Origin of the sequence: Heyndrickxia vini (assembly GCF_016772275.1) — a bacterium.
GTDB lineage: Bacteria > Bacillota > Bacilli > Bacillales > Bacillaceae_C > Heyndrickxia > Heyndrickxia vini.
In genome coordinates this window covers 1,702,909-1,717,801 of the sequence record NZ_CP065425.1, presented here as the reverse complement: position 1 = coordinate 1,717,801, position 14,893 = coordinate 1,702,909, and the positions used below count along the sequence as shown (strand labels likewise).

13 protein-coding genes and 1 pseudogene are annotated in these 14,893 nt (G+C 36.2%); 3 read left to right on the top strand and 11 right to left on the bottom strand.

Annotated elements, in window-relative coordinates; translation table 11 throughout:
* Positions 1 to 112: 112 nt before the first annotated feature.
* Positions 113 to 784 (bottom strand): TrkA C-terminal domain-containing protein, encoded by a 672-nt coding sequence (locus I5776_RS08535; protein WP_202780197.1) that lies wholly within the window; start codon positions 782 to 784, stop codon positions 113 to 115.
* 138 nt (positions 785 to 922) lie between these two features.
* On the opposite strand from I5776_RS08535, the gene I5776_RS08530 reads away from it, so the two are divergent.
* Positions 923 to 1,864, top strand: coding sequence for a magnesium transporter CorA family protein (locus tag I5776_RS08530; protein ID WP_202780196.1), 942 nt, complete (start codon positions 923 to 925; stop codon positions 1,862 to 1,864).
* Positions 1,865 to 1,906: 42 nt separating this feature from the next.
* Here the strand turns inward: I5776_RS08530 and I5776_RS08525 are convergent, their stop codons facing one another.
* The 8 genes and pseudogenes from I5776_RS08525 to I5776_RS08490 all read right to left on the bottom strand — a co-directional run bounded on the left by I5776_RS08525 (position 1,907) and on the right by I5776_RS08490 (position 12,171).
* Positions 1,907 to 3,208 (bottom strand): dihydrolipoamide acetyltransferase family protein, encoded by a 1,302-nt coding sequence (locus tag I5776_RS08525; protein WP_202780195.1) that lies wholly within the window; start codon positions 3,206 to 3,208, stop codon positions 1,907 to 1,909.
* A 29-nt stretch (positions 3,209 to 3,237) separates the two neighbouring features.
* Positions 3,238 to 4,221, bottom strand: coding sequence for an alpha-ketoacid dehydrogenase subunit beta (locus I5776_RS08520; RefSeq protein ID WP_202780194.1), 984 nt, complete (start codon positions 4,219 to 4,221; stop codon positions 3,238 to 3,240).
* Positions 4,222 to 4,248: 27 nt separating this feature from the next.
* Positions 4,249 to 5,247, bottom strand: a complete 999-nt coding sequence (locus I5776_RS08515; RefSeq protein WP_202780193.1) for a thiamine pyrophosphate-dependent dehydrogenase E1 component subunit alpha — start codon at positions 5,245 to 5,247, stop codon at positions 4,249 to 4,251.
* A 36-nt stretch (positions 5,248 to 5,283) separates the two neighbouring features.
* On the bottom strand, positions 5,284 to 6,708 hold the full coding sequence (gene lpdA, locus I5776_RS08510; RefSeq protein WP_202780192.1) for a dihydrolipoyl dehydrogenase: 1,425 nt from the start codon (positions 6,706 to 6,708) through the stop codon (positions 5,284 to 5,286).
* Between the two features lie 28 nt (positions 6,709 to 6,736).
* Positions 6,737 to 7,860, bottom strand: a pseudogene (gene buk / locus I5776_RS08505) (butyrate kinase).
* Between the two features lie 75 nt (positions 7,861 to 7,935).
* Positions 7,936 to 9,033, bottom strand: coding sequence for a branched-chain amino acid dehydrogenase (gene bcd, locus I5776_RS08500; RefSeq protein WP_066234532.1), 1,098 nt, complete (start codon positions 9,031 to 9,033; stop codon positions 7,936 to 7,938).
* A gap of 18 nt (positions 9,034 to 9,051) precedes the next feature.
* Entirely contained in the window at positions 9,052 to 9,957 is a 906-nt protein-coding gene (gene yqiS, locus I5776_RS08495) for a phosphate butyryltransferase (RefSeq protein ID WP_202780191.1), read from the bottom strand.
* 144 nt (positions 9,958 to 10,101) lie between these two features.
* Positions 10,102 to 12,171, bottom strand: coding sequence for a sigma-54 interaction domain-containing protein (locus tag I5776_RS08490; protein ID WP_202780190.1), 2,070 nt, complete (start codon positions 12,169 to 12,171; stop codon positions 10,102 to 10,104).
* A 174-nt stretch (positions 12,172 to 12,345) separates the two neighbouring features.
* On the opposite strand from I5776_RS08490, the gene I5776_RS08485 reads away from it, so the two are divergent.
* On the top strand, positions 12,346 to 12,588 hold the full coding sequence (locus I5776_RS08485; protein ID WP_202780189.1) for a DUF2627 domain-containing protein: 243 nt from the start codon (positions 12,346 to 12,348) through the stop codon (positions 12,586 to 12,588).
* Between the two features lie 153 nt (positions 12,589 to 12,741).
* Here I5776_RS08485 and I5776_RS08480 read toward each other — a convergent pair whose 3' ends face one another.
* Positions 12,742 to 13,482, bottom strand: coding sequence for a glycerophosphodiester phosphodiesterase (locus I5776_RS08480; protein ID WP_202780188.1), 741 nt, complete (start codon positions 13,480 to 13,482; stop codon positions 12,742 to 12,744).
* A gap of 167 nt (positions 13,483 to 13,649) precedes the next feature.
* Here I5776_RS08480 and I5776_RS08475 point away from each other — a divergent pair, with 167 nt between their 5' ends.
* Positions 13,650 to 13,979: a hypothetical protein gene (locus tag I5776_RS08475; RefSeq protein WP_202780187.1), complete on the top strand. Its 330-nt coding sequence runs from the start codon at positions 13,650 to 13,652 to the stop codon at positions 13,977 to 13,979.
* Between the two features lie 87 nt (positions 13,980 to 14,066).
* On the opposite strand, the gene spo0A is transcribed toward I5776_RS08475, so the two are convergent.
* Positions 14,067 to 14,855 carry a sporulation transcription factor Spo0A gene (gene spo0A, locus I5776_RS08470; RefSeq protein ID WP_202780186.1) on the bottom strand — a complete coding sequence of 263 codons (789 nt, stop codon included), beginning with the start codon at positions 14,853 to 14,855 and terminating at the stop codon, positions 14,067 to 14,069.
* Between the last annotated feature and the right edge of the window lie 38 nt (positions 14,856 to 14,893).

Below are 14,893 nucleotides of genomic sequence, written 5' to 3'. Positions count from 1 at the left end.
ACCGATTTCAATTTTTATAAAATAATTTATATTAGGAATTAACTATTATTATTTTAATATAAAAATGACAATCTATCTAGATTTACATGATTTCTCGTTTATGTTTTCTTTATTACTCGTCACATAAATCTTCTTGAAAGGTTGACTGAATAGCCTTTTTATTTCCAAATAAATAGAGGTGATCCCCTGCACGCAGCTTTTCTTTCATACAATCTTTTCGTATTAAAACTTCTCCTCTTTTAATGACAATTAACATATAATCATCGCTATCGTTCATTACTTCAGCACAAGTTTGAGCGAGATATGGGGATGATTTATTCAATTTCACTTCTAAAAAAGCATCTTCCTCATTTTTTAACAATACGTCTTTTATCGGGAGTTCATTAATTTGATACATATGTTTAATATTTTTCTTTAAATGCTTCGAAAGTATTTTTTGGAGAGCAGGAACTTTTAAAATATAAAAGAAAACGATTAAAACTACGGCTGCATAGGAGATTTCCTTCGTTCGAAAATCGTCGGAAAGGATACTGCTTACAACAGAAATGATAACCGCTAATGAAAATGCACCAAATAAAATTAAAAAAGCTCCTAGCTTTCTGCGAAGTGGATGCTCAATGATTAATTCGGATTCACTCGTCGTAAATCCGGTGCCGGTCAACATAGAAATAACTTGAAATCTAGAAATATTACTATCTAGCCCTGTTAATGTAAAAAGTACAACGTTAATTTCTATTACTACCATAACTATTGTTAAATAGATGAAGATAAAAAATATACCCAAATGTATCCCCTCACATCATAATCTATCGTTTTCATTTTACTACCCATCTTTTACTATAAAAAAACGATTAGGAATTGTTTTGATTTCAATTATTTAGGGAAATTTAAGTAGATATAGCATTGTGAGGTGAATATATGGATGAAGAAAATATATTCGACATCAAACTGGAAATGGTTTCGCATGGAAAGTGATAATATATCTGAAATAAAAAAGTTCGTGGACAATACTCAGTTTTGTAATCATTGGATTAATCGAATCGACAATAACGAATCTAATTACCTTGAAGTTTCCACTTGTAATCCCGAATATTTGCATTTAAGTGGGTCGATTATATATCTGCAAAATAGTAAAGTACAAAATGAAAATGATTTGTTTCATTTTTTTATTACGAAGGATTATTTTATCACGGTTGATTTACAATTTTCAAAGTTACCCGAAACAATTGTCTCAGATATGTTAATGGAAATGGAACATACCTCTACAGCGATAGAAGGTTTTTTTATTCTAGTAGGGGAAATGATCAAAAATTATTTAGCAAAAATTGATGACTTCGAGTTAAGACTTAATCAACTACTTTGGGACATAAAAGAAAAAAATAATATTGAAATATTGGAAAGGATCCATCATGCACGGCATGAAATTCTTATTTGGAAAAATTTAATGATTCCAATTAAAGAAATACAAATAGGGATGGATGAAGTATTTGGTGAGGAACTAACTTCATTTATTGCTTGTAAACGAACGAACAAAAGAATTGAAAGGACATTGCATTTATTAAAAGAATACCAGCAAGAAATCGATGCTTTAGTTGACTTTGAAGTAGTGGTTTCGTCCCATCGTGGAAACGAAATAATGAAAACCTTAACCGTATTAACAACTTTATTTACCCCAATTGCTGCATGGGGTGCTCTTTGGGGGATGAATTTTAAATTTATGCCGGAATTAGATTTAAAATTTGGCTATATTTACTCGATTATAGTGATTGCTGTTACTACACTTATCCTTTATTTTTATTTAAAAATGAAAGGTTGGATGGGAGATATTTTGAAATCATCAAAAAAACACTCTTTCTTTAAATAAAAAAATGTCCCAAAAGCATTCAATGCCTATGGGACACTTGGATTAATAGACTGATGTTTCTTTTGATATATTTTCAAGTATTTGCTTAACTCGTTGTAGGAATCGACCACAAATTAATCCATCGAGTATACGGTGATCGAGTGACATACATATATTCACCATATCACGAACAGCAATCATTCCGTTGTTCATAACTACTGGACGCTTGACAATCGATTCTACTTGAAGGATCGCAGCTTGTGGATAGTTAATAATACCCATCGATTGAACAGAACCAAACGAGCCCGTATTATTTACTGTAAAAGTGCCACCTTGCATTTCATCTGCCTTCAATGACCCTGTACGAACTTTATTGGCAAGTTCAAAAATGTCACGAGCAATTCCTTTAACAGACTTATCATCCGCATTTTTTATTACAGGTACGAATAAGGCATCATCAGTTGCAACGGCGATTGATATATTGATATCCTTCTTTTGAATAATTTTGTCGCCTGCCCACATAGAATTAATTTGTGGGAATTCTTTCAATGCTTGTGCAACTGCTTTTACAAAGAAAGCAAAATAGGTAATATTAAAGCCCTCTCGCTTTTTAAAATCACCTTTAATCGAATCACGATATTCAACAAGATTCGTTACATCCACTTCCATCATCGTCCAAGCATGTGGTGCTTCATGTTTGCTTCTTAGCATATTACTTGCAATCGCTTTTCTTACACCACTGACTGGAATTTCAATATCACCTGGCAATGTAGGAATGTTTACTGCTTGTGCAGCTGGTTTTGCTGGAGCAGCTTGCGTTGAAGCTGGTTGCTTTTGCTTTACTTCAGATACCACTTTCTCAGATATTGTTTTTGCAGTTGGGATATTACCTGATTCAATAATTTTAAGTAAATCCTTACGTGTAATTCTTCCTTCTTTCCCAGTGCCATTTACTAAAGAAAGGTCAATATCATGCTCCTGCGATAGTTTAAGAACGGCTGGAGAATAGCGAACTTTTCCTTTGTCGTTTTTCATCACAGTAGTTTCGTTTTTATCTTGTAAGGAATGATCAACACTATCCTCAGTAGGTTTGTCTGTGTCTTCGGCTGGCGCTTCATCACTGCCTTCTACATCCATCATGCAAATAACTTCACCGACTTCCAATGTATCTCCTTCACCGGCGATTAATTCTTTTATTACCCCAGTAAACGAAGAAGGTACTTCTGCATTCACTTTATCTGTCATCACTTCTGCGATTGGATCATATTTGTTAACGTGGTCCCCTGGGGAGACTAACCATTTGCTAATGGTACCTTCTGTTACACTTTCACCTAATTGAGGCATCGTTATCTTTTCTATTGGCAATTTAAGTAACCTCCTTTTGTGATATTGGATTAATATTCAGCCAATTCTCTCATCGCTTTTTCAACTTTATCAGGATTGATCATAAAATATTTTTCCATCGTTGGCGCATATGGCATTGCTGGCACATCTGGACCTGCCAATCTCATAATTGGTGCGTCAAGGTCAAATAAACAATTTTCAGCAATAATAGCAGATACCTCACTCATAATGCTGCCTTCTTTATTGTCTTCTGTTACAAGTAGCACTTTTCCTGTTTTAGATGCAGCCTCGATGATCGCTTCTTTATCGAGAGGATAGACTGTACGAAGATCCAAAATATGGGCTTCTATTCCATCTTGTGATAGACGTTCAGCTGCTTGCAGTGCGAAATGAACGGATAAACCATATGTAATAACTGTGATGTCCTCACCCTGACGTTTTACATCCGCTTTCCCAATCGGCAGGACATAGTCATCCTCTGGAACTTCTCCTTTAATTAAGCGATAGGCACGTTTATGTTCAAAGAATAGAACGGGATCTTCATCTCGAATTGCAGCTTTTAATAATCCTTTTACATCATAAGGAGTGGAAGGCATCACAATTTTTAAGCCGGGTTGATTAGCAAATACCGCTTCGACCGACTGAGAGTGATACAATGCTCCATGGACACCGCCACCATATGGGGCACGAATAACGATTGGGCAATTCCAATCATTGTTCGAACGATACCTAATTTTTGCTGCTTCAGAAATTATTTGGTTGACTGCCGGCATAATAAAATCAGCAAATTGCATTTCTGCTATCGGTCTCATTCCGTACATTGCTGCTCCAATTCCAACTCCCGCTATCGCTGATTCAGCTAATGGCGTATCAAGTACACGATCTTCACCGAATTGATCATATAAACCGTGTGTGGCTTTAAACACTCCACCCTTTTTCCCAACGTCTTCACCTAGTACGAAAACCTTTGGGTCCCTTTCCATTTCTTCACGTATTGCAGTCGTTACCGCATCAATATATGACATAACTGGCATTTTATTTCCCTCCTGTTCTTACGTTATTTATTGCCCGTTCCCGTATACATATTTTAAGGCTTCCTCTGCTTCCGCATAAGGAGCGTTTTCGGCATAGTCAGTAGCTTCGTTGACCATTTTCATTACACGATCATTGATTTCCTTTTCAAGTTCATCATTCATAATACCAGTTTCTTTTAAATAGGCACCAAATGTAATAATAGAATCTTTTGTTTTTGCTTCTGCCACTTCATCAGGGGAGCGATAAGTACGATCGTCATCATCTGAAGAATGTGCAGTTAAACGGTAGGACACTGCTTCGATAAGTGTTGGGCCTTCACCACGTCGCCCTCTTTCTGCAGCTTCCTTAACCGCTTTATACACTTCTAATGGATTATTACCATCAACAGTAACCCCTGGCATTCCATATCCAATTGCACGATCGGATACTTTCTCACATGCTAACTGTCTTTCGATTGGTACCGAAATGGCATATTTATTGTTTTCACACAAAAAAATTACCGGCAGCTTATGTACACCTGCAAAATTTGCTCCTTCATGGAAGTCGCCTTGGTTTGATGAGCCTTCACCGAAAGTCACAAATGTAACTAAATCTTTATTTTCCATTTTCCCCGCTAACGCAATACCAACCGCATGTGGCACTTGGGTTGTAACCGGAGATGATCCAGTTACGATTCGATTTTTCTTTTGGCCAAAATGTCCTGGCATTTGACGACCACCAGAGTTCGGATCCTCAGCTTTAGCAAACCCAGATAACATTAATTCCTTTGGAGTCATACCAAAGGTTAAAACGACGCCAAGATCACGATAATATGGCAAAACATAATCCTTATCACGATCTAAAGCAAAGGCAGCACCCACTTGCGCAGCTTCTTGACCTTGACAAGAAATAACAAATGGAATTTTCCCTGAACGGTTTAAAAGCCACATCCTTTCATCGATACGGCGTGCCATCAACATAGTTTCATACATTTCTAATACGGTTTCATCACTTAAACCTAATTCTTTATGTCGGTTTTCAGCCATCTTCTTTTACCTCCTAAATTTCTCATTTTTTTCATCCTAAGAATGGATTGCATTTCCGTCAACAGCTAATGCAGCTTCACCAATCGCTTCACTAAGAGATGGATGTGGGTGTATCGTATGTCCGATTTCCCATGGCGTTGCATCTAATACTCTTGCCAAACCTGCCTCAGATATCATATCTGTCACATGTGGGCCAATCATATGAACACCAAGTATATCATCTGTATCTTTGTCAGCAATAATTTTCACAAAACCATCTGATTCACCGTATACCAATGCTTTTCCAATCGCTTTAAATGAGAATTTCCCAATCTTAACATTATATCCTTTTTCTTTTGCCTCGTTTTCAGTTAATCCTACACTTGCCATTTCTGGACTACTATAAATACATTTGGAAACTAACGAATAATCGATAGGAGTTGGCTTCTTAGCTGCTATATGCTCAACTGCCACAATTCCTTCATGTGAAGCTACATGTGCAAGCTGTAGACCACCAATAACATCGCCGATTGCATAAATATGGGATTCCTTTGTTTGGAAAAATTCGTTTACTTGGATAAAGCCTTTTTCCACTTTGATTTCCGTATTTTGCAAACCAATATTTTCGGTGTTAGCGATTCTTCCAACGGAAACTAAAATCTTTTCTCCAGTAAACGTTTGGTTTTCTCCTTTTATTTCAGCTGATATTGACACTTTGTCATCTTCCTTAACTAAAGTTTCTGGTAATACTTTAGCAGAAGTTACAATTTTAATGCCTTTCTTTTTAAGAATTCTCGCTGCTTCTTTTGATATTTCATGATCTTCTGTTGGTACAATACGATCAGCATATTCAATAACAGTTATATCGACACCGAAATCATTTAACATGGAAGCCCATTCAATCCCAATCACACCCCCGCCAACGATAATCATTGACTTAGGTAATTCCTTTAGTTGCAGGGCTTCATCTGATGAAAGAACAAGAGAACCATCAATTTCTAATCCCGGAAGTGATCTTGGACGGGACCCAGTTGCAATAATCACGTTTTTGGGAATGAGCATCTCATTTTCTTCTCCATTATTCATTTCAACAGATATCGTTCCAGGCATGGGAGAAAAGATGGATGGGCCTAATATTCTACCGATTCCTTCATAAACATCGATTTTGCCCTGTTTCATTAAATGTTGAACACCACGATGTAATTGTTCCACTATCTTTTCTTTTCGTTCTTGCACACGTGAGAAATTAAGTTGGATGTCACCAATTGAAATGCCATATTCCTCACTTTTTTTCGCTGTCGCATATACTTCCGCGCTGCGTAGTAAGGCTTTACTAGGTATACATCCTTTATGTAAACATGTTCCGCCCAAAAGTCCTTTTTCAACGATTGCTGTTTTAAGGCCTAATTGAGATGCACGAATTGCAGCTACATAACCACCTGTGCCTCCACCCAGAACGACTAAATCATATTCTTGTGCCAATCTTATTCCTCCATTCTTATAAAACACTTTATTTTATATTCATTTTTTCCATTTCGTTTGGGTATACCTTCACACTTTCCACCCCTGTAAGAACCCTTAATGTTCCTTCTGCTAATGCGCGCAGTTCATCTTCTCCAGGTTCGATAATGCAATCGGCAATCCAATTTACATATTCACATATTTTTGCAACAAAATCTTTTCCGTAAGCGAGACCACCTGTCAGAATGATTGCATCGATCTTTCCTTTTAAGATTGCACTAGCTGCCCCAATCTCTTTAGCAACTTGATAGGCCATTGCATCATAGATAAGTTTCGCTTGGTCATTGCCGTTTGCGATCATCTTTTCTACTTCAATTGCATCATTTGTTCCTAAGTAACCGACAAGACCACCTTGACCTACTAATTTCTTCGTAATTTCTTCCCGATAATACATACCAGAAAAACAAAGATCGATGAGATCACCTACTGGAACAGTACCTGCTCTTTCTGGACTGAATGGTCCTTCACCATGTAAACCATTATTTACATCAACGACTCTTCCATTCTTATGTACTCCTACAGTTATTCCGCCACCCATATGAACAACTATTAACTGTAATTGTTCGTACTCTTTTCCAAGTTTTTTAGAAACCCTTCTAGCCACAGCTTTTTGGTTTAATGCGTGAAATATACTCTTTCGTTCGATTAAAGAAAAACCGGATATTCTTGCAATTGGCTCTAATTCATCAACAACAACAGGATCTACGATAAATGCAGGAATATTTAAACCCTCAGCTATTTCATATGCGATTATACCACCTAAATTAGAGGCATGTTGTCCCGCATAACCCGTTCGTAAATCATTGAGCATAGTTTCTCATTAACAGTGTATGTACCACCTTCAATGGGGCGTAATAATCCACCTCTGCCACATACAGCATTTAATTTAGATAAATTAATTCCTTCTTCGTCTAATGTTTCAAGTATGGACTTTTTGCGAAAATCATATTGATCGGTAATTAGATTAAATTTCTGGATAAACTGTAAATCATGTCGAATAGTTTTCTCAAGGATTGGTTTATCATTAATAAATACCCCAATTTTAGTTGAAGTAGATCCAGGATTAATAACAAGAATTCTATGTTCGTTTTCCAACAAAGCTGTTACCTCCATTTACCTTATGCCTGGAAAAGAGAATAATATATCAATGAATCAGCCGCGCTGATTCATTGATATCTATCCTAATGGTTAAGCACGATAACTTAAAATATGGCGATTATTTAGTAAAAATTGGCTTCTAGACTTAGACACTTTAGCAATTCGCTCTTCTGCCATTCTATCTGCTGCTACGTACGTAGGAATTCCATCGCGTTTTGAAATTTCGATTACTTTCGCAACATTATTATAAATTCCTTCCACTTTTTTCATAGCTCGCTCAGGATTATATCCGTATAATTCATCTGCTACATTGATTACTCCACCAGCATTTATAACGTAATCAGGTGCATAAACAATTCCCATTTCATGTATTTGGTCACCATGACGTGTTTCTTTTAATTGATTATTAGCTGAACCTGCAATTACCTTTGCTTTTAATTGAGGAATAGTTTCATCATTAATAATTGCTCCTAGTGCACATGGTGCGAAAATATCACTGTTTACACCATAAATATCATTAGGATCCACAGCTTCTGCTCCAAATTGTTCCACAGCTCTTTGCACCGCTTCTTTGTTGATATCTGTTACGATTAATTTCGCGCCTTCTTCATGTAAATAACGGCAAAGTTCAAAAGCAACGTTTCCTACTCCTTGAACAGAAACCGTTAATCCTTCTAATGAATCAGTTCCAAATGCTTCATTTGCCGCAGCTTTCATACCAACATAACATCCATATGCAGTTACTGGTGATGGGTTTCCGGAAGATCCGAACGCTGGTGAAATACCAGTAACGAAATTTGTTTCCTCATGAATTAAATCCATATCGGCAACAGTTGTACCTACATCTTCCGCAGTAATGTAACGCCCATTTAATCCTTGGATGAAACGACCAAATGCCCGAAACATTTCTTCATTTTTATCTTTGCGAGGATCACCGATAATAACCGTTTTTCCTCCTCCTAAGTTTAGGCCAGCTGCAGCGTTTTTGTATGTCATCCCTCTTGCTAAACGTAATGCATCCTCAATTGCTGCGTCCTCAGAAGCATATGTCCACATTCTTGTACCACCTAAAGCAGGCCCTAAAGTAGTATCATGAATTGCAATAATTGCTTTCAAGCCAGATTGTTCATCTTGGCAAAATAATAATTGCTCATAATCGTATTTTCCCATATATTCAAAAATTTTCATGTCAATCTCTCCATCTCTTTATAATTTAGCAGAACAAATAGCAAGGGCTAATGAATATAATTTATCCTCAGCACGGTCAGATCTTGAAGTTAATACGATAGGTGCTTTGGCGCCTGCTATTACTGAACCGACCTTTGCTTTCGCAAAATAAATTAATGATTTATAAAATGTATTCCCAGTTTCAATATTCGGGACTACAAGAATATCGGCAGCTCCTGCTACATTGCTCTTTATTCCTTTATGTTCTGCACTTTCCATCGAAATTGCATTATCAAGTGCCAGTGGACCGTCAACAATACAATTGGCAATCTGTCCTCTTTGATTCATTTGTGTCAATATTGCCCCGTCTATTGTGGATTTCATTGCCGGATTCACGACTTCCACTGCTGACAAAATTGCTACCTTAGGCATGTCTATATTAATCGACCTTGCAATTTGCACAGCATTATCAATAATTTGCACTTTTTGCTGCAAATCAGGTTCAATATTCATTCCCGCATCCGTGATAAGAATTAGTCGATTAAAATCGGGAATTTCAAAAACAGCAACATGTGAGAGAACATTCTCAGTTCTCAGTCCAAATTCTTTGTTTAGTACTGCTTTTAAAAGAATCGATGTAGCTAGATTCCCTTTCATCAATACTTGTGCAACACCATTGCTTACAGCTTGAACTGCTCGATTTGCTGCTTCTTGTACGGTTGGAATGTGTATAATTTCTATATCCTTACTTTTTAAAAGCGCAGAAAAATGGTCTTGCAATAGCTGGACAATTTTCTGCTCGTCACCAAAAAGATAAAAACTTGCTAAATTTTTTTCAACCGCGAATGAAACCGCTTCCAATACCTCGTAATCTTCTGCAGCTGCAATCGCCACTTTTACTTTATTTTGTTGGGTTGCACGTTTAAGTACTGTGTCTAAATCCATATGTGTTGCCTCAACCCCTTTATATAAAAATCCGTACTCTATTTATTGATGCAATTTTTATGCCAATTAAATTATAGCATTTAAACCAGTATTAATAAAATTTTAACCATCGAAATGCGTGCAATTTTTTTCAAACCACGCAAATTATTGCATGTTATTATTTGCAAGTTTAAATTTATCTAACTTATAATATAAATTTCTAATTGAAACACCTAGTTGCTTGGCTGTCGCTGTCTTATTTCCATTGTTTTTTTCCAATACTTGTTGGATGACATTTCTTTCATAGTTCTCTACAAGAGTAGTTAAATCGTGTTCACCTGTCATTGTTGCGGAGTAAGAAGAATCTTGTTGAATATCTTTATTATTGGATAGTACGAGAATATGCTGCTGTTCAATTTGCGCTTCATTATAGCTCATAAAAATAATTGCCCGACTTAGGATATTCTCCAACTCCCGCACATTTCCCGGCCAATCGTAACCCATTAGTTTTACTAAAGCTTCTTTCGTAATCCCTTCTACATTTCTTCCATAGTCCTGATTAAGCTTTTGAATTAACTTTTGGCATAAAAGAGGTATTTCTGCTTTCCTATTTCGTAAAGGAGGAATTTGAATTGGCATTCTATTTAATCGGTAATAAAGATCTTCACGAAATGATTTATCTGCAATCGCCTTTTCTAAATTAACATGAGTTGCAGCAATAATTCTAACATTGATGGGGATTGGCTTAGTCCCTCCAACGCGGACTATCTCATTTTCCTGCAATACTCTTAGTAATTTTGCTTGCGTATTAGCACTTAATTCACCAATTTCATCTAAAAAGATACTTCCATTATTCGCTTCTTCAAACAATCCCCTTTTGCCGCCTCTTTTTGCTCCAGAAAATGCTCCTTCTTCGTAACCAAATAACTCACTTTCCAAAAGTGATTCCGCGATCGCTGCACAATTCACGCGAATGAATTTATTATACTTTCGATCACTTCCATTATGTATCGCATGGGCAAAAAGTTCTTTACCAGTTCCTGACTCTCCTCTAAGCAAAATCGTTACAGGGGTTTTTGCCCCTAATTTTGCTTGCTCAACTGCAATATTCATTTCTTCGGAATTGGAGATAATATCCTCAAATGTATATTTAGCTTCTAAGTTTCTAATAATTTGTCTTGCTCGATCCAATTCCTTTGTCAGCGATTGAATTTCTGTCACATCGTGAATAACTCCGACACTTCCCTTTAAAATTCCATCAACAATAATCGGGGCGACATTTACAATTACCTCTTTTTTCATGGGTCCAACCCTCATTTTTGTTCCACGAATCGCTCTTCTCGTTTGTATGACCTTTAAATGCATGCTTTCTCCTTCGGAAATATCAGTCGTTGCCGGTTTTCCGATTACTTGGTCCTTCGTCAATCCAGTGATTCGGGTGTAGGCTGGATTAATTAATATCCCTCGTCCATTTTCGTCGACTACAGATATTGCATCATCGCTTGAATGAATAATTGCTTCTAACATCGTTTGAATTTCTTTTAAATTTGTTATTTCTTCGGCTAAATTAACTACTTCCGTGATATCCTTAAAAACCGCGATGGCACCAATAACAATATTTTTTTCATTAATAATTGGAATTCGAGTCGTTATAATTTTTAATCCATTATCAAGGATTGTTTCTTGATTTATTTCAATTCTTCTAGTTGAAATTACTCTAGGTAACTGACTTTTTGGAATGACATCAATAATATGTTTTCCTATCGCTTTTGTGATTGGAACTTCCGTCATTCTTTCGGCGCTTTTGTTAAAAAATATAATCTTTTCTTCCGTGTCTATTACTACCATTGCTTCATCTGTTGAATTAAATATTAGATTATGCTTATAAGTTTCATCTTGTAAAGTTGATATCAGTTTTTCTTTTTCCTCCATCAGTGTGGCGATTAAATAAGCTACACTCCCGGGAATTAGAACGGTATGTTTATTACGAACTTGTAGAATTTCTTGAAAGACAGTTTCGTCTCCAGTAACTTCGATGATGATATGAATGGAATCATCTAAGAAAACTTTCCAGTCCTTCCCCGTTTGAATTCCTTTTGTTTTGGCCAATTGAATTCCTTCTGCATTGTTATTTGGATCAGTAACCGCTATCACTTTAAACATACTGCTGCCCACGAGCATTTTTAAAATGGCGGCACCACCCTTACCACCACCGACTAATAATACATTTTGCACGTTCCTCACGCCCCCTAACAATGCAATATATTTCATACTCTTATTTTATGAATAGTTTACTTTATATTCAAGTCTAATAGCGGTTCATTTGCTTGACAAATAATTTCGTTGTTATATGATTTTTTTGTTGGATAAAACAATTAACTAAGTTCAATTCCTGAAGGAGAACCTTTTATGATACGTTTTATTGCTCTATTGATTATGGTAATACCGGGATGTTTTGCCGCGCTTGGTATTAAGTTAATGCGGGATATGTTGTTTGGAATCCTTCAGCCCCCATTTCCATATTTTTGGCTCCAATTTCTTGTTGGCCTCATTTTATTTATCGGAGGATTAGGATTTATTGCAGGATTCGTATTTTATCGTGATCGAAAACGAAACAAAGTCCAAAAACGATTTAGGAAAAGTGCAAAATAAGAAAAGCGGATGTGCACTGTTCACCCCCGACAAGCAAAAAAACTTCGGCAAAAAAAGTCTGCTCTTTGACTTTTATTGTCGAAGTTTTTTTGATCTCGAGGGCTATGCACAGGAGCTAGACAGAAAAAAATCTGCTCATTAACGCGGATTTTTTTATTTGAAAAATTTCCTCCTTAGTTTAACTGCCTTTGCTGGATAGTCAGTAATTATAGCCGAACATTGTATGTTCATTAATCTTTCCATATCACTTTCTTTATTCACCGTATAAGGACGAACGGCAATCCCATCAGCCATCGCTCCTTGTATGATCATATCTGGCGCCGCTTTTAAGTTTGGATGCAATCCTTTCGCATGAATAGCATGTGCGTATACCCATGGCATATATAGGCCATCAGAATAAAGTGGTGCAGTTTCTAATTCCGGAGCCAATTGATAACAATGCACAAGAGAATAGTGATTAAAGGAAGAAATAATGATTCGTTCCTCATACTGATAATCCCTTATTAATTGGATCATTTTTTCTTCTAATAATGGATACATGATTTTTCCATTTTTCATTTCTATATTACATTGAAGATCGTTTCCTCTCATCCATTCAAACACTTCTTTTAAAGTAGGTATTTTGGGGCTTCTTATAAATGACTGAAAGGTTTTAAATTTATAGCTTGCATTCAATTCTTTAAGTTCCGCGATGGACAATTGATGAACAAACCCTTTTCCGTTAGTAGTACGATCCACCGTTTCATCGTGAATAACGACAATCTCTCCATCTTTAGATAAATGAACATCCAGTTCAATTCCGTCTGCACCTGACCTTTCAGCAGCAATAAACGATTCCATCGTATTTTCGGGATGTGTTCCTGCTGATCCACGGTGTGCAAATATAAGGGTCATGTTGTCACGTCCTTACTAATTTTTTATTTCTAGTCTCATACACTATATGAAGAAAAAATGGGGTTTGATTGCTTAATTTACCTTTAACTTGTTAATTGATCATGCATATTCCGCATTCCAATCAATATACATAGTATAAATTAAATACTTGTCATAAGGAGTGCATGATGAAGAAGGTTCTGTTAAAAGTCGTTGTACTATGTCTATTATTGATCGTACTTTTCTTTTTACTATCCCGCCCTTCAAACAGCTACAAAAAAGTAGTAATTGTTGAAAAATATTACACTCCACAATCAAAAGGAAAAGCAAAAGGTGTTAAAACTAAGAAAAGTATACCGGTTATTTCAACTCCAAGCGGGGAAGCAGCTTGCTTGATGGAATTTGATAACGGAAAAATCCTAGAAATGGATTGTGACACATATGTACAATATTCGATTGGGGAAAAAGTAAAAATTAAATATAAAAATCACGATTTAATAGATATAAGAAGAAAATGATAATCAACAAAAAAGGGTTCTTAATGAAGTGAAAAAACATTAGAACCCTTCGAAATATAAGTCCATTAAGATAAAAAATTTAAATGATTAGGACGCTTTATGTTCCAAACGCAGTTTATCAGCAACCATCGCAATGAATTCACTATTTGTAGGCTTTGCTTTAGACATGCTCACTGTATAACCAAATAACGAGGAGATAGAATCGATATTTCCGCGACTCCAAGCAACTTCAATCGCATGACGGATTGCTCGCTCAACACGACTTGCCGTCGTATTATATTTTTTTGCGATATCCGGATATAATACTTTAGTAATTGATCCCAGTAGCTCAATATCATTATAAACCATAGAGATAGCTTCTCTTAAATATAAATATCCTTTAATATGTGCCGGCACACCAATTTCATGGATAATACTTGTAATACTTGCATCTAAGTTTTTTGGTTTCTCTTCATGATTCGATCTAATAAATGAATGGTTTTCCTTTTTCAATATCGGACTTGCCTTACCGCTAACTTGCCGGATTTGGTTAGCAAGATTATCCATATCAAATGGTTTTAAAATAAAATAAGAAGCTCCAAGTTCAACCGCCTTTTTCGTAACGTCCTCTTGTCCAAAGGCAGTCAGCATTATTACATTTGGCATTTCGCCTTTTAGTCTTAACTTTTCAAGGACTCCTAAACCATCTAGATGGGGCATAATAATATCCAATATTAAAACATTTGGTGAAGCATCTTGTAACATTTCTAAACACTCTTGCCCATTATACGCAACACCGCTAATTTCCATATCATCTTGGGAAGAAATAAACTCCTCTAATAAACCTACTAACTCTCGATTGTCGTCCACAATACAAACTTTAATTTTGTTGTTCACTCCCTGTTTCCTCCTCAATTACTAACCACGATTTTTTA